The sequence below is a fragment of the Flavobacterium algicola genome (genome assembly GCF_022399565.1).
Classification (GTDB): domain Bacteria; phylum Bacteroidota; class Bacteroidia; order Flavobacteriales; family Flavobacteriaceae; genus Flavobacterium; species Flavobacterium algicola.
This window is the reverse complement of record NZ_JAJTUT010000002.1, coordinates 765,928-780,393: the sequence shown is the minus strand read 5'-3', so window position 1 is coordinate 780,393 and position 14,466 is coordinate 765,928. Positions and strand designations below refer to the sequence as shown.

The following is a 14,466-nucleotide window of genomic DNA, read 5'->3' as shown; positions in this document are numbered from 1 at the left end:
TTGACTTTTGTGTAAGCTATTATTAAATCCTCTAAAGAATAATTCTAATTTTTTTATTTATTTCTCAGCCACCATCCCCAAAACCCCATCCCCTTCAGGATAGTTCTTTACTTTTTTTGTCGTAGCTTTTTTAGGTTTTACTGCACTTATTTTTAACTCCTGTATTTGTTTTAACAACTCTATCGCATCTCCATCACTATCTAACTGCTCACTTAACTCCCCTTTAAACGCCTTATGCAAGATGGCTTGGGGCAACGTATCTATTTTTGACTTTAAGCTTTTGTATTGTTCCTCTATAGCATCTGCTTTGGCAAACAATTTTTCTACTCGACGAACGATTTGTAGCTGTTCTTCTGGTGAAGGAAAAGGAATAGTAAACTTTGATAATTTTTGAGCGTTGATATTTGACTGACTCACTCCATCAGATTTAACCTCAGAACACCATTTTTTTGCAAAATTTGAATTCAAAACATAATTTAAATAGTATGAATTTAATTCCATAAAATTCCATATTTTAATTAAATAACTTGCATAAATCGATTCCTTTTCACCTTCATAAACAGATGTTTTACCAACTAATTCAGGGCTATTTGTTCTATTAAATAAGACATCTCCTTTTTCCAATTTGTATTTTTCAAATTCACTTTTTTCAGATGTAAACTTTAAATCTGACCAATCAATTTTGCCATTTTGCAAATTCCCCATTCTTAAAACTACATATTCTCCTTCATTATCTGATTTTGTTGAAGTTCCATAACTAAATTTTTCACAAACTCTATCAAGATTAATTTCCTTCCATTCGGAAGGAATATTATATATTACGCTTTTTGAATTATCATTATATATTTCGTCTAATTTTTTTAAAAGAGTTATCGTTGCATTTTTCTTTCTTCTAATTTCAATTTTCTTCAGTAAATCAGTAGTAGAATCCAACTCCTTCCCTTTCCTCCATTCCTCAGTCAATTTCCCAGTAACGGCTTGCGTAAGCACTTGCTGATGAAAATCCTTAAGTAATAAAGGTACCTTTGCCATACTGGTTTTTAGAATTTCCTGTTGGGCAAATAAACGATCTAATTTTTCTACAATGCGATTTTGCTCGGCTAATGGTGGAAGGGGGAAATAAAGGTTTTCAATATATTCTTTTCTAATATTGTTGATATTGACACCTCCCGCTAAATTTCGAATCGCTTCCCTATAGTAATTTGTTTGAAAATAATAACTGAAATATCTTTTATCAATGGTTTCAGATGCTCGAATATTCATTAAAAAAGCACCAAAACTAATTTTGTCACTTTCAAATAATGATGTAGCTGCCTTACCAATCAAATTCTTGCTTCCAGTTGAACCAACAATTACTACATCATGTTTTTGAATGAATTGTTCGTTTTTAATTAGATCTACTGAAACATAAACATTGTCTTTACCATCAACAATTTCTCCATCTTGGATATTTCCTCCCCTTAGAATTAAACAAGAATTATCAAATTCAAATTGAAAAGCATCCGATTTACCATAAGAAACACCTCTAATTATTTTAGAAATTTCCAATGGTGATGTTTTTACCCAATTTTTCGGCAATTTACTTTCCATTAGTTCAATTCTTTTATCATGGCATTTAATTGCTCCGTAATGCTTTGTAATTCACTTAAAGCTTCCTTAGCAATGTCAATCGGTTCACCTAAATCATCGCTATTGGTCAATGTATTATCAGCAATTAAACCTAAATCTAGGCTGTAGTTTTTGGTTGAAATTTCGTCACGGGTAATACAGTTCCAACGTTCGTCTTTTATCGTTCTACGTTTGTCATCAGACACCAAACCAATATAATCCTTTTCTACTTTATCAAAAGGAATTCCTCCTGTGTAAGCCAAAACAAAATCTTCAAAGGCTTTCTCTGTAAATGGCGTGCGCTTTCCGTAGCTTGGTGCATTGGTACGCATGTCATAAAACCAAACATTCTGGGTATTGTTGGTTTCGGTTTTTTCACGGGTAAAAAACAGTACGTTGGTCTTTACACCTGCGGCATAAAATATCCCCGTAGGCAAACGCAAAATAGTGTGCAAGTTGCATTTATCCATTAAGTCACGGCGTATTTTCTGTCCGTCACCGTCTTCAAAAAGTACGTTATCAGGCAAGACTACTGCTGCTCTGGCTTTACCGTCTTTCTTTAAACTACGGTATATGTGTTGCAAAAAGTTCAATTGCTTATTGGCCGTAGGGAACGTAAAATCGTCACGGCTTGGACGTTCGCCACCTTGTTTAGTACCAAATGGAGGATTTGCCAATACACCATCAAAACCATTTAGGGTTTTACCAAATTCGGTCAAGGTATCGCCTAGGTAGATACTGCTTTCCATTCCGTGCAAACGGGCATTCATCAGTGCCAATCGGTGTGCATCAGGCACGAGCTCTACACCAGAGAAGGCATCGTTTACTTGAAACTGTCTTTCTTTTTCGGTTAGATCATAATAATTATCGTTTTTGCTACGCAAGTAATAATCTGCTGAGATCATGAAACCAAAAGTTCCCGCTGCGGGATCTGTCCAGCGTTCGCCAATTTTGGGTACCATCAAATCAACCATGATATTAATCAACGGTCGTGGGGTAAAATATTGTCCTGCGCCACTTTTCTTTTCGCCTGCGTTTTTCTCTAATAGGCTTTCGTAAATATCACCCATGACATCACGATCGTCCTCTTCGTACCAATCCAGTTTATCAATAGCAACAATCAATGAATTAAAGTTGACCGGCTTGCGCAAACTTGTTGAAGCATTGCTGTAAATTTCTTTAATACTTTGGCTTGTTGTTTTGTCACTTACGGTTGCAAGAAACTCACGGTAACGGGCAAAAGCTTCGGCATTATCATGTTCGTTTACAAAGTAGCTCCATTGAAATTCTTCCGGAATTTCATGACTAAATCCTTTTACTTCACTCAACTTCAGGAAAAGGATGTAGGTCAGCTCATTTAAATATTGGTGGTAGGTTACCCCATCATCACGCAATACATTACAAAGATTCCAGAGTTTATTAGCTATTTCTTGTGCGCTCATTTTTAATGTTTAAAGTTTCAGGTTGGTACACCTGTTAATTGTTATCGTTGATTAAATTGACCACTAATTTGGTCATCATGTCTTTCTCTTCTGATCTGCTTTCGGCAATCATAATTGTTATAGCTACTAAGGCATTGTCGGCAATTTTCTTATTTCCTTCGTGGTTTAGTAATTTGTTATTCAGGTCTAAAAAGTAGATAAACAATCCCGCTGCTATTCGTTTATTTCCATCCGAAAACGAATGATTTTTCACTACAAAATACAAGAGGTTGGCTGCTTTTTCTTCGATAGTGGGATACAAATCTACAGAATCAAAAGTTTGATAAATAGTTTCTAAAGAACTTTTAAAGGACTGATCTTTTTCGTTACCAAATAAATTTCCTGTCTGTTGAAAGTCTCGCCAAATGCGTATTTCTTTAATCGCTTCATCATAAGTAAGATGCTTAGTTTCGGTAGCGATATAATTCGAATCAATACTTAATTTTTGATGATCGTATTTATCTAAAGTTTCTAAAGCATAGGCATATTGCTCTAATACTTTTAGAATTCCTTTGGCTTCGTTTGATGATAAATTTTCAATATTAGCCGCTTTTGTAGCCAGTTTTAGAGCTTGCTGTATTTCGTTGTATTTATAATTGAGTTCTTTTAATCGCTTTTCATTTAGTGAATAGCCTTTTACAAGATAGTCATTTAAGCGCTGGGTTGCCCAAATTCTAAACTTGGTAGCTTTAGCTGAATTCACTCTATACCCCACCGAAATAATCATATCAAGGTTATAAAAATCAACTTTTCTAGTTACTTTTCTGCTTCCTTCTATTTGAACTATTTCCATTTTGGAAATAGTTGCTTCAGGCGACAATTCAGACTCTTTAAGTATATTTTTAATATGCTTATTTATAGCCGGCACTTCTGTTCCAAAAACTTCTGCAATCTGTTTTTGATTTAACCAAACCGTTTCATCTTCAAACTGGACTTCAATTTGAGTATGGTTTCCTTTGGAAGTATAAATTATAATATCACTCATTAGGCTGTAAATAAATTATCATTCAACAAAGCAATCACTTGATCCAGTTCGTTGTTAAATATCTTTTGAATACGAGCTAAACCACCTTCTTCTTTAAAGGTTTGGTTGATAAATTCTTTATCGAAGATATCTTCATGCAGCAATTGTTTTTCAAAGCGTTCAATCCATTTTAATTGGTGCATATTCCAATCTTTCATCGCTTTTACTTTGGCAATCGCATTTTTAATTCGGTCTTCATGACTTACTAAAACAGTATCTAATGCTAAAGTTCGAATATAAGATATAATATCCGCTGCTATGTCTTGATTCTTGGCGTTTTTCCATGCCGCGTTCAAAGTCAACTCATTGTATCCCTCCTGGTCTAATATTAATTTTAGTTCTTTTAATGATTTTCTATCCAAATCCGAAGGCTTCGTACAGATCATTTTTAAGGCCAAAATGGTATTGCGGTTTTCTTCGATAAAGGTTTTAAACCCCTCGATATAATCTTCTGGTTTCGAAGCCTTCCCGTACCCACGTTCGATACCTATTACTTCGTCATGGTGGTCTGAAACCAATTGCATTTTAGGTTGATACACTTTTTTATCTAAGAAATCCCAAAGACTAGCATAATTAGTCAATACTTTTTTGATGTCTTGCCCTTCAATATCCAATAGGTTTTTAATAAATTCTTCAGGACTATCTCCTTTGGCCAAGTACATGAATTGTTCCAGTTGCCCCTCGTTAATTTGTTTCTTTTTGCGTTGTAACTTGGCAACAATCTGTTCTAATTGTTTTTTGGAACGTTCAGGAGAATCAATAAAATCCAATTCTTCGATTAATCTTTGAAAGGATATAGAAGGATTAGAAACGGTTTTCATTTGTGTAAAATCTTCTAAAGCTTCATAAACTCGAACAGCATCATAAATTTTAAAGAATTGTTTGTTGATTTCTGGACACAAACGAGTGGCTCGACCTAACATTTGTTCAAATAAAATACGGGAACGTACTCTGCGTAAAAATACCAAATTAGTTATTTGAGGCACATCAATTCCTGTCGTTAATAAATCAACAGTCACTACAATATTGGGGAACTTCTCGTTTTTGAATCGTTTGGTTAAATTCTCAACATCATATACATTCCCTGTTAATTTTTGAATAGCCCCTTGAGGAATATCAATACCTATTTCGGCATATTCTTCTTTTAATAAATCAACAATCAAATCTGCATGAAAATCCCGAACTGCAAAAATCAAGGTTTTTTCGTCTCCTTCAGGATCTATATTTTGAACTAATTCTTTTATTACCGCTCTATTGAAAGGCTCAGTAATCACTAGTTTATTGAATTGTTCTATTTCTACTAGTAATTCATCCTCTAATTCAGCGAGGTCTTCAATTGAATTGGTTTCAGGATTAAATGCCTTTGGCTTTTCGCCTTTCTCCCAAAGAATACCATTTTCGCTTAAATTGGTTTTAATAATATAAGGAGGCTCATGGTCCGTTAAGAAACCATCAATAACCGCTTCACGATAGGAATAATTGTGTACGGGCTTTCCAAAAATTTCAGTGGTGTGCAAAGCAGGCGTAGCAGTTAAACCAATAATGTAAGCATTAAAGTATTCTATCACTTTTTTATACTGCCCTACATAATCATTCTCGTCTTTAAAGGATAAATCCTCTTCGTTGATTTCTTTGTCTAAATTATAGCCTCTATGTGCTTCATCAATAATAATACAATCGTATGCATCAATAGCTAAAGTTTCTTTATCCGAATAAAAAAGACGTTTCACCATACTTTGAACGGTAGCAAAATGAAGTCTCGTTTCAGTTTCTGGATACACATTCTTCATTTCCTCTATTTTATAAATATTAGAAAAGGTATTAATGTCTTCTACTTTGTTGTCCTTGAAACTTCCTAATGCCTGAGATGCTAACAAACGTCTATCCGTTAAAAATAAAATACGCTTAAAACGATCTGATTTGATGAAGCGGTAGGCCAAGCCAATAGTTGTTCTGGTTTTTCCTGTACCCGTCGCCATAACCAACAGAGAACGTTTGTCTTCGGGATAATTAATAAGTTTTTCTTCTACTGCTTTAATAGCATCTATTTGATAATAGCGTAACCCTAAACTACTGGGATTTTGTAAATAATCGTATTCACTTACTTGCAATCGGCTATTTGCAGTTTCAATATCTCTTTCAAACAAATCAACTAATCCTTGCGGTGAAAACCAACCTCGTAGTGCATCTGCTCTATTGCGTTCTTTCCGAATATCTAAATGCCAAATACCGCTTTTGGTTTTTATTTGTTCCAAATAATTTCTACCATTGGTAGAGAAAAGAAAAGGAACTTTATAGCCATTCCAGTTTCCTAACAATTTGAAATTGTCTTGTATTTCTATTCTTTCAGCATATATTTTTGATTGATGCAAATCAGTCGAAATATCCGTGGCAAACTTTTTAGCTTCCACAATACCGTACAACTCTAGCCCCACAAACAAAGCATAATCAGCCCATTTACCATTACATGGCCATTCTGCTATTGCCTTATTCTTTCCTTTTTCGGGTAGCGACTTATTCTTTTTGTAATTAAGCTTCTCCGTTTCACATTCCCAGCCAGCATCTCTTAATTGTTCATCAATAATCGCTCTTGTTTCTGCTTCGGTTTTACCTATGTTATTGGCATTCGTTACGGCACGTTGCTGCCTCGCAGTTACGAGTTCAGGTGTTGCATTGATTGTAGCCACTTTTGTTTGATAATCGACTACTTGTTTTGATAATCGTTCCAGTTCAGCATTTAATTTATCTAAACTAACTTTCTGATCATCTTCAGGAAGTTGATATTCTGTAGTTTCTATATAATCATTCTCATAGGTTTCATAAAACCACTTCGCTAATTGAAAACTTTTTTTGAGAATATATAAGGCTTCTTGCTTCGAACCGCTTCCATCGTGACTAGCCTTGTTTCCTGATTTTCTAATTGCATGAAAAATGTCTCTTACAACATCTGGAATACAGCTTTTATAAAACAATTGATTGATTCGTTCCACTTGATTTCCTTCAAAAGGCGCCAAATCTTCAAATTGCCAAATTAGTTGTGCCAATTTCTCAGAAAATAATCGAGACTTAGATAAGGATGAACTAGGATCGATATAAATTAACCGCTCAGATAATTCACTAATAGTGAATAGCTCAGGATAATTTATTTCTAGGAATGAGAATGTTGAAGCCATTTATGATCTTTCTATTGTACTAATCTAGATATATTTTTACATCAAAATACATACTTTATATAGTCTATCTACAAACATACAGAAAATGATTATAAATTTATACGGAAAACCGTAATGGCATGAAATAAATGTTTTTTTTTAATTTACTCTTGTTAAATTAAGTGAATTATTAGTTGATTTTCTTGGCTTATTCCTTTACTATTTATAAGGTACTCCTTTTTGTCATATCGAGAGCAATCGACGTTTATTCTTGTATCTCGACTGCTATCGATTTGATAAAAATAAATTTATAAAATGTTTTAATTCACTGTTTTAAAGTGTATTATATGTTTTTAGATTATTTCCCAATACAAAAATTAGCAAAAATATTCCCCAACAATTCATCATTTGTAACTTGCCCGGTGATCATCCCGAAATGGTACAAAGCTTCTTTGATATCGATCGCCATGAGGTCGCTAGAAAGGTTGGTTTCTAGTCCGTATTTTACTTTCGTGATTTCATCTAGGGCTTTTAATAATGAATCGTAATGTCTTGTGTTGGTAACGATAGTTTCGTTGTTGCGAAGAGCTCCTGTGTTCACAAAGGATAGGAGTTGATTTTTAAGTTCGTCGACCCCGATGTTTTGTTTGGCACTCAGAAAAATTAGTTGAATGTTCAAGGATTCAAGCTCTTTTTGAATGGTATTAATTTCAAGTTCTGATAATAAATCCAATTTATTGATAACAACAACCATGGGTTTCAATGGAAACTGATTTTTGATCTTTTCAATTTCGATGATGTATTCGGAACTTTGAACTTTGAATTTTAAACTATCAAACAAGTACAAAACAACCTGCGCTTGTTCGATTTTTTCAAAAGTTTTCTTGATTCCGATGCTTTCTACGATGTCTACTGTTTCGCGAATACCAGCAGTATCGATGAAGCGGAAACCGATTCCGCCAATGACCAACTCGTCTTCGATCGTATCACGAGTGGTTCCAGCAATTTCTGAAACGATGGCGCGTTCTTCGTTTAATAAAGCATTTAAAAGAGTTGATTTCCCAACGTTTGGTTCGCCAACAATGGCTACTGGGATTCCGTTTTTTATTACGTTTCCAACGGCAAAGGAGTCGATTAGGCGTTTTAAGACAAATTCTATTCGGTTTAAGAGTTCATGAAACTGTGTTCTGTCGGCAAATTCTACGTCTTCTTCGGCGAAGTCTAATTCGAGTTCGATAAGCGAAGCGAAATTCAATAATTCCTCACGTAGTTTGGCTATTTCATTAGAGAATCCACCACGCATTTGCTGCATCGCAATTTGGTGGCTGGCTTCATTGTCTGACGAAATCAAATCGGCAACAGCTTCGGCTTGCGAAAGGTCTAATTTACCGTTTAAGAAAGCACGTAGGGTAAATTCACCGGCATCGGCCATACGGCAACCTTTGCGAAGTAATAATTGTATAATTTGTTGCTGAATGTAAGTAGAGCCGTGACAAGAAATTTCGATTGTGTTCTCGCCCGTGTATGAGTTGGGTCCTTTGAATATAGAAACCAAGACTTCGTCTAAGGTTTTAGTATCATCAACAATATGCCCTAAGTGAAGGGTATGTGTTTTTTGATTTAATAAATTTTTGTTTTTGATGGATTTGAAAACCGAATTCCCTATGGTAATGGCTTCTTGTCCTGATATTCTTATGATGGCGATGGCTCCAGCTCCTGATGGTGTTGCTAGTGCTACTATGGCGTCGTTGTTTAGCATTGTATATATAATTGACTGCAAAGGTAGTAAAACTATAGAAGTCTTGGATTCCGATTTGGCTTGATTATTACAATCATTCTAAGTTCTAACTTTAATTCTGCTTTTTTCCGTTCTACTATTTATAATTGAAAGCAAATTGGAATTTGATTGGTATTGCTATTCACAATTTCTAATTTTAAATTCCCCTTAAATTCTATAGTTCTGCCAATTATTTAACTGCAGTTATAGATTCTTTTTATTACTTCCTGTTCTTCATGCTTCACTTTTAATTAGTCGTGTAATTCATATTGTATCCATTTTATGAAACATTTAATTTGTGTTGAGATTCATTTCATGTTTATTTTAAGTATACATTTAGTTAAAATAGTTAAAAAAGGATGCAAAAAGTAGGCTTATAAATTATAAATCAAGAACTTTGTTTGTTCTATAACTATAGATTAAACCATAAATCAAAAAAAAAATATTTTCTCGTGAACCAACAACAAAAAAAAACAGGACTTATTGTCGCTGTCACGGTATGCGTATTAGGGTTTGCCTATGCGGGTTACACTACAGTCGCCTCCAAAAATAATAATGACATTGCACTAGACTGTCCAGATGAAAATTCAAAAGTGATTAGTCCGCTACATTTGCCTACTATCGAAAATAAGAACAACAAACCGAAAACTGCTGCACCTAGTGGAATGGTCTGGATTCCAGGTGGAGAATTCTCTATGGGTAGTGATGTGGCAGACGAAAGTTTATGTAGTGTAAAAGGAATAACAAAAGATGCTTCACCAATACATCGCGTTTATGTTGATGGATTTTGGATGGATGAAGCAGAAGTTACCAACGATCAATTTGCAGCTTTTGTAAAAGCAACGGGTTATAAAACAGTGGCTGAAATTAGACCTACAGCTGAAGAATTACCAAATGTTCCCGAAGAATTTCTTATTGCCGGTTCGGCTATTTTTAAGCCTACTCCAAATAAGGTCGATTTAAATAACTTTTTGCAATGGTGGGATTTTGTAGGTGGTACAGATTGGAAACATCCATTGGGACCAACTAGCGATCTTAAAAATAAAGGAAATTATCCCGTAGTACATATTGCTTATGAAGATGCAGTTGCCTATGCAAAATGGGCAGGGAAAAGATTGGCAACTGAGGCGGAATGGGAATTTGCTGCTCGAGGTGGTAAAGAAGGTAACTTATATGCTTGGGGAAACACCTTAAAGGTTGATGGTAAATATCAAGCTAATATATATGAAGGTACCTTTCCTGTGCAAGAAGGTGATTCTGCAGAAGATGGCTTTGCAGGTATCGCTCCTGTGAAACAATACAAACCTAACGGATACGGACTGTATGATGTTGGTGGTAATGTTTGGGAATGGGTACAAGATTGGTATAGCGAAACGTATTATGCCGAAATCAGTGAAGGTGGAAAAGTGGTTCGTAATCCTCAAGGACCAGAAACAGCACCTTATGATAGTTCTGGAAACAATGAATTAAAAAGAGTACATAGGGGAGGTTCATTCTTATGTACTAGTGAATATTGCAGCCGTTACATGGTAGGTACAAGAGGTAATGGTGAAATCAAATCGGGAGCCAATCATCTTGGTTTTAGATGTGTGAAGTAATTTATTTTAAAAATTATCACAAGGCCCTAAAGCAATTGTTTTAGGGCCTTTGTTTTGTCTTACGGTTACTGTATTACGTAAAATCCTAATTTAAATCTTTAACAAATTTAAAATAGGAGTGGAGCTGATTTTTATAAAAACTATTGATGAATAGCTTTTACTATAGAATTTAAATTTCTTAATAGTACAATCTGAAATCAAGCAGTTTACAGAGCGCATAATGTTTTTGATGCAACTCTTCAACTATAGTAATAAAATCATCATCACCTTGACATAGATTAAAAAAAGCATTATCTAAAATTTGACTTGAAAATTCTTTGTTTGAAGTTCCATATCCTGACACTGCGCTTGCTCCTGTAACATCTAAAAAATACTGGGCTTCATCTGCTGTCAAGTCCACTAATTTGGTGTTGGCAAAGTGTAGAATTTTACCCTTCATTTTCCCTTCAAAAATTTCGGCTACTTCTTCAAAACTGTAATAGTAACCATTTAAGCAGATATTGTTTGCTTCTCCAGGCATGACCAAATAAATGATCTCATAATCTTTAAAATTGTGATCATCATATAATAAGGCCTGCAAACTTTCTTCAAGCCCTTCTATAGTGTCACATGTTTTATGAATGCTGGTTATACCTTGGTGAAATGCTAATTTTTCAAGGTTATCGAGTGTAGTGGTAGTAATTTCTGTTTCGATATCATCTACTGCTTCGAGACAGAAAATAAATTTATCTTGATCCATTTTCTAAATAATATGTCTTAGTAAAATCAAAATGCTTCAATAATAATGCCGTTCTATGCAGTGTCAATTCGTTTTAATTAATATTTAATTTCGAAAAAATAAAAGGGACTGGCCTTACTTATAATATAAATATCAGATGATAAATAGTCCATACTGTATGAAATTTCGAAAATGAATACATTATTTATATTCGAAAGTAATAAAGAAATTCACATACAGTGTTTTAAGATTGCAGGACAGTCAGCAATAACTAGTTAGAGCATATCAACACAATCTTATAAATTTAATACGTTATCACAAACTGTTTCAAATTGGCCGCTCTATTCTAGAATTAAAAATAGGATCTTCTTAATTTTAAGAACTTAATTATTAAATAGTAAAGTAATACAGAGATATTATTTATTCATTTTACTATCGACAGCAAATGAATTATCCTTAAGGTTGTAAATAATATAAGCGGCAAAACCAAGATGAATTAACTGAGCATTGATTGCATTCCAGTTTTCAACTAGTGTAGAGCCAAAGATTAGCGAAATTAAAACAGCAGACAATACGACAGCTGCAACCCTTGTATAAAGTCCTAAAAGTAATAACAATCCAAATAGAAATTCAAATATTGGCAGCGCATAGCTAAAAGGCAATGTCAGGAATTCTGGTAACATAGAATTTTCAAAAGTTTTGAGCATCCCTTGACTAAAAGTCTCAAGTTTTGGAAGACGCACTAAACCGTGTCCAAACATACTTATTCCAAGTCCAATTCTTACGATTAAAAAAGCTAATTTATTTTGCATTGTTTTGTTTTAAAAGTTGCTATCTGTTTATCCTAATAGTGTACTACTATATCTAATGTGTCAAAATCGATAGTAGATAAACAAATATAGTAATTAGATGTATTGTTTAATAACTTTTTTAAAACTTCATTTTTTTGTGGAATTGGAAATACGATCTAGGGGAGAATAAAAAAAGGTCATTCGAAAAACGAATGACCTTTTGTGACCCGACTGGGGCTCGAACCCAGGACCCCATCATTAAAAGTGATGTGCTCTACCAACTGAGCTATCGAGTCAATAATAAAATAATTTAGCCAGATTAACAGCTAATAGTGACCACGGTGGGATTTGAACCCACACGCCCTTGCGAGCACCAGCCCCTCAAGCTGGCAAGTCTACCGTTTCTCCACGCGGCCTAAAAGAAAAAAAAGGCCACTCGTTCTACGAATAACCTTTTGTGACCCGACTGGGGCTCGAACCCAGGACCCCATCATTAAAAGTGATGTGCTCTACCAACTGAGCTATCGAGTCTTGCTAAAGGAAAGAAAATTTATTTTGAATCACTATGTGTGACCCGACTGGGGCTCGAACCCAGGACCCCATCATTAAAAGTGATGTGCTCTACCAACTGAGCTATCGAGTCATATTCTTTCCTTGTTGCGGGTGCAAATATAAGGACTTTATTTAGAGTTTTCCAAGAAAAAATGTTTTAAATTTGTCTTTTTTTTAATGTTTTTTTTAAATACTTAATTTGCAACGTTTTAAATTATGAGTAAAATTATACTATTGGGTTATATGGGCTCGGGAAAGTCAACAATTGCCAAATCACTGTCCAAAATCCAGCAACTTCCTTTTGTAGATTTAGATAATTATATAGAAGAAAAAGCAAAAATGTCCATCAAATCTATTTTTGAGACCAAGGGCGAGATCTATTTTAGAAAAATAGAGCACCAGTATTTCGTAGAATTACTTAATAGTGATGAAAATTTAATAATAGGACTTGGTGGCGGAACGCCATGTTACGCAAATAACCATGAATTATTAAAAGGAGAAGGCAGAACATCTATCTACCTCAAAGCATCGATCGATACTCTTTATAATAGATTGGTGATAGGAAAAGCGCAGAGACCTTTAATAGCAGATAAATCAGCAGAGGAGATGAGAGAGTTTATTGCTATTCATCTTTTTGAACGTAGCTATTTCTACAATCAAGCACAACATACAATATCAGTGGATCAATCTGTAGAAAAAGTTGTTGCAGATATTCAAAAACTAATTAATCAATAAAGTAAACTTCAAAGATAAAGGCTCCAATTCAATAGTAATTTTACTGATGAATTGGAGCCTCTTTATATTGATCAATTACTGCTTCGAAAAAAAATTAATCTAAATACGCCGAACTATCTATATCGTCTAGAACCACATGAACATGCTCTAATAAAGAGGTCGAAAGTGAGATACCTTTAAAATCTGCTTTCACAGGGTACTTTTTGTGATTTCGATCAACAAGCACCGCTGTTTTAAATTTAGTTAATGGTACATCTAAAAAGTGTCTTACAGCATAAATTAAAGTTGTACCCGAATTAAGTACATCATCAACTAAAATAAGACCCTTATTACTATATTGTTCTTTCTGTAATGAAGTCGTTATTGCAGCCTCAGGTTTTTCTTTATCAATAACAACCTCACACAAACTTATTTTTAGTGTGGAAATTGATTTAAGTTCCTTGGCTATTTTCTCAGCAAAGACATAACCATTTGGAGCAATCCCGGCTAGGACTACTTCGTCGTTGTCAACAAAGGTTTCAAAAATTTGGTAAGCGATGCGTTTAATTTTGTGATTGATCTCTTGATGGGTAAGAATGATATTTTTGCTCATTTTTTGATTTGAGTTATAATGTTTACTATTTTGAATCAAAGATATTCTTTAATCCTCGTCTTCTTCTGGGATATCGTTACCAAATTCGTCAATATCTCTACGGTCTTTTTTAGTAGGTCTACCAGTTCCTGTTTTTCTATAATGATCTTTTGAAAGTTTCAATAATTCTAAATGTTGGTAAACCTCTGGAGGGGTATCATTACGTCTGTATATGTCAACCAATTTGGCACCTACACGGCTGTCTGGGATATCCAAAACGGTGATGATTTGTGTAATTTGGTCTTTTCTAAAAGTTACCTTATCAGTAGGAAACACCTCTTTCGATGCCTTAGCAACTTGACCGTTTACAGTAACGTGGTTCTTTTTACAGGCTTCCGTTACCATATTTCGGGTTTTGTAATATCTTACACACCATAAATATTTGTCAATTCGCATAAT

At 34.4% G+C, this 14,466-nt stretch carries 11 protein-coding genes and 4 tRNA genes; 2 read left to right on the top strand and 13 right to left on the bottom strand.

Going from position 1 to position 14,466, the window contains the following annotated elements; translation table 11 throughout:
• Positions 1 to 57: 57 nt before the first annotated feature.
• The 5 genes from LXH21_RS10010 to mnmE all read right to left on the bottom strand — a co-directional run bounded on the left by LXH21_RS10010 (position 58) and on the right by mnmE (position 9,024).
• On the bottom strand, positions 58 to 1,590 hold the full coding sequence (locus tag LXH21_RS10010; RefSeq protein ID WP_239865368.1) for a restriction endonuclease subunit S: 1,533 nt from the start codon (positions 1,588 to 1,590) through the stop codon (positions 58 to 60).
• The gene (locus LXH21_RS10005; protein WP_239865365.1) at positions 1,590 to 3,050 is read right to left on the bottom strand and encodes a class I SAM-dependent DNA methyltransferase; all 1,461 of its coding nucleotides are present in this window, start codon (positions 3,048 to 3,050) and stop codon (positions 1,590 to 1,592) included. The genes LXH21_RS10010 and LXH21_RS10005 overlap by 1 nt, the downstream gene beginning before the upstream one ends.
• Before the next feature lie 34 nt (positions 3,051 to 3,084).
• A complete protein-coding gene (gene rhuM, locus LXH21_RS10000; protein WP_239865364.1) occupies positions 3,085 to 4,074 on the bottom strand; it encodes a virulence protein RhuM/Fic/DOC family protein in 990 nt (329 codons plus the stop codon).
• Positions 4,074 to 7,286: a type I restriction-modification system endonuclease gene (gene hsdR / locus LXH21_RS09995; protein ID WP_239865362.1), complete on the bottom strand. Its 3,213-nt coding sequence runs from the start codon at positions 7,284 to 7,286 to the stop codon at positions 4,074 to 4,076. The genes rhuM and hsdR overlap by 1 nt, the downstream gene beginning before the upstream one ends.
• A 337-nt stretch (positions 7,287 to 7,623) precedes the next feature.
• A complete protein-coding gene (mnmE, locus tag LXH21_RS09990; protein ID WP_239865360.1) occupies positions 7,624 to 9,024 on the bottom strand; it encodes a tRNA uridine-5-carboxymethylaminomethyl(34) synthesis GTPase MnmE in 1,401 nt (466 codons plus the stop codon).
• 470 nt (positions 9,025 to 9,494) lie between these two features.
• Here mnmE and LXH21_RS09985 point away from each other — a divergent pair, with 470 nt between their 5' ends.
• Positions 9,495 to 10,640 (top strand): formylglycine-generating enzyme family protein, encoded by a 1,146-nt coding sequence (locus tag LXH21_RS09985; protein WP_239865358.1) that lies wholly within the window; start codon positions 9,495 to 9,497, stop codon positions 10,638 to 10,640.
• A 178-nt stretch (positions 10,641 to 10,818) separates the two neighbouring features.
• Here the strand turns inward: LXH21_RS09985 and LXH21_RS09980 are convergent, their stop codons facing one another.
• The 6 genes from LXH21_RS09980 to LXH21_RS09955 form a co-directional block, all read right to left on the bottom strand.
• Positions 10,819 to 11,379 (bottom strand): DUF6642 family protein, encoded by a 561-nt coding sequence (locus tag LXH21_RS09980; protein WP_239865356.1) that lies wholly within the window; start codon positions 11,377 to 11,379, stop codon positions 10,819 to 10,821.
• A 395-nt stretch (positions 11,380 to 11,774) separates the two neighbouring features.
• The gene (locus LXH21_RS09975; protein WP_239865354.1) at positions 11,775 to 12,170 is read right to left on the bottom strand and encodes a DoxX family membrane protein; all 396 of its coding nucleotides are present in this window, start codon (positions 12,168 to 12,170) and stop codon (positions 11,775 to 11,777) included.
• Between the two features lie 202 nt (positions 12,171 to 12,372).
• Positions 12,373 to 12,445, bottom strand: a tRNA-Lys gene (locus LXH21_RS09970).
• A gap of 37 nt (positions 12,446 to 12,482) precedes the next feature.
• Positions 12,483 to 12,565 (bottom strand) — tRNA-Leu (locus LXH21_RS09965).
• A 42-nt stretch (positions 12,566 to 12,607) separates the two neighbouring features.
• Positions 12,608 to 12,680: transfer RNA gene (locus tag LXH21_RS09960), tRNA-Lys, on the bottom strand.
• A gap of 39 nt (positions 12,681 to 12,719) precedes the next feature.
• A tRNA-Lys gene (locus LXH21_RS09955) sits at positions 12,720 to 12,792 on the bottom strand.
• A 125-nt stretch (positions 12,793 to 12,917) separates the two neighbouring features.
• Between LXH21_RS09955 and LXH21_RS09950 the strand changes: the two genes are divergently transcribed.
• Entirely contained in the window at positions 12,918 to 13,436 is a 519-nt protein-coding gene (locus LXH21_RS09950; RefSeq protein ID WP_239865352.1) for a shikimate kinase, read from the top strand.
• Positions 13,437 to 13,530: 94 nt separating this feature from the next.
• Here the strand turns inward: LXH21_RS09950 and LXH21_RS09945 are convergent, their stop codons facing one another.
• Together LXH21_RS09945 and LXH21_RS09940 are read right to left on the bottom strand one after the other, a co-directional pair.
• On the bottom strand, positions 13,531 to 14,028 hold the full coding sequence (locus LXH21_RS09945) for a phosphoribosyltransferase family protein (protein WP_239865350.1): 498 nt from the start codon (positions 14,026 to 14,028) through the stop codon (positions 13,531 to 13,533).
• Positions 14,029 to 14,076: 48 nt separating this feature from the next.
• Complete coding sequence (locus LXH21_RS09940; RefSeq protein WP_239865348.1) at positions 14,077 to 14,463, bottom strand: RNA-binding S4 domain-containing protein; 387 nt, start codon at positions 14,461 to 14,463, stop codon at positions 14,077 to 14,079.
• Positions 14,464 to 14,466 lie beyond the last annotated feature (3 nt).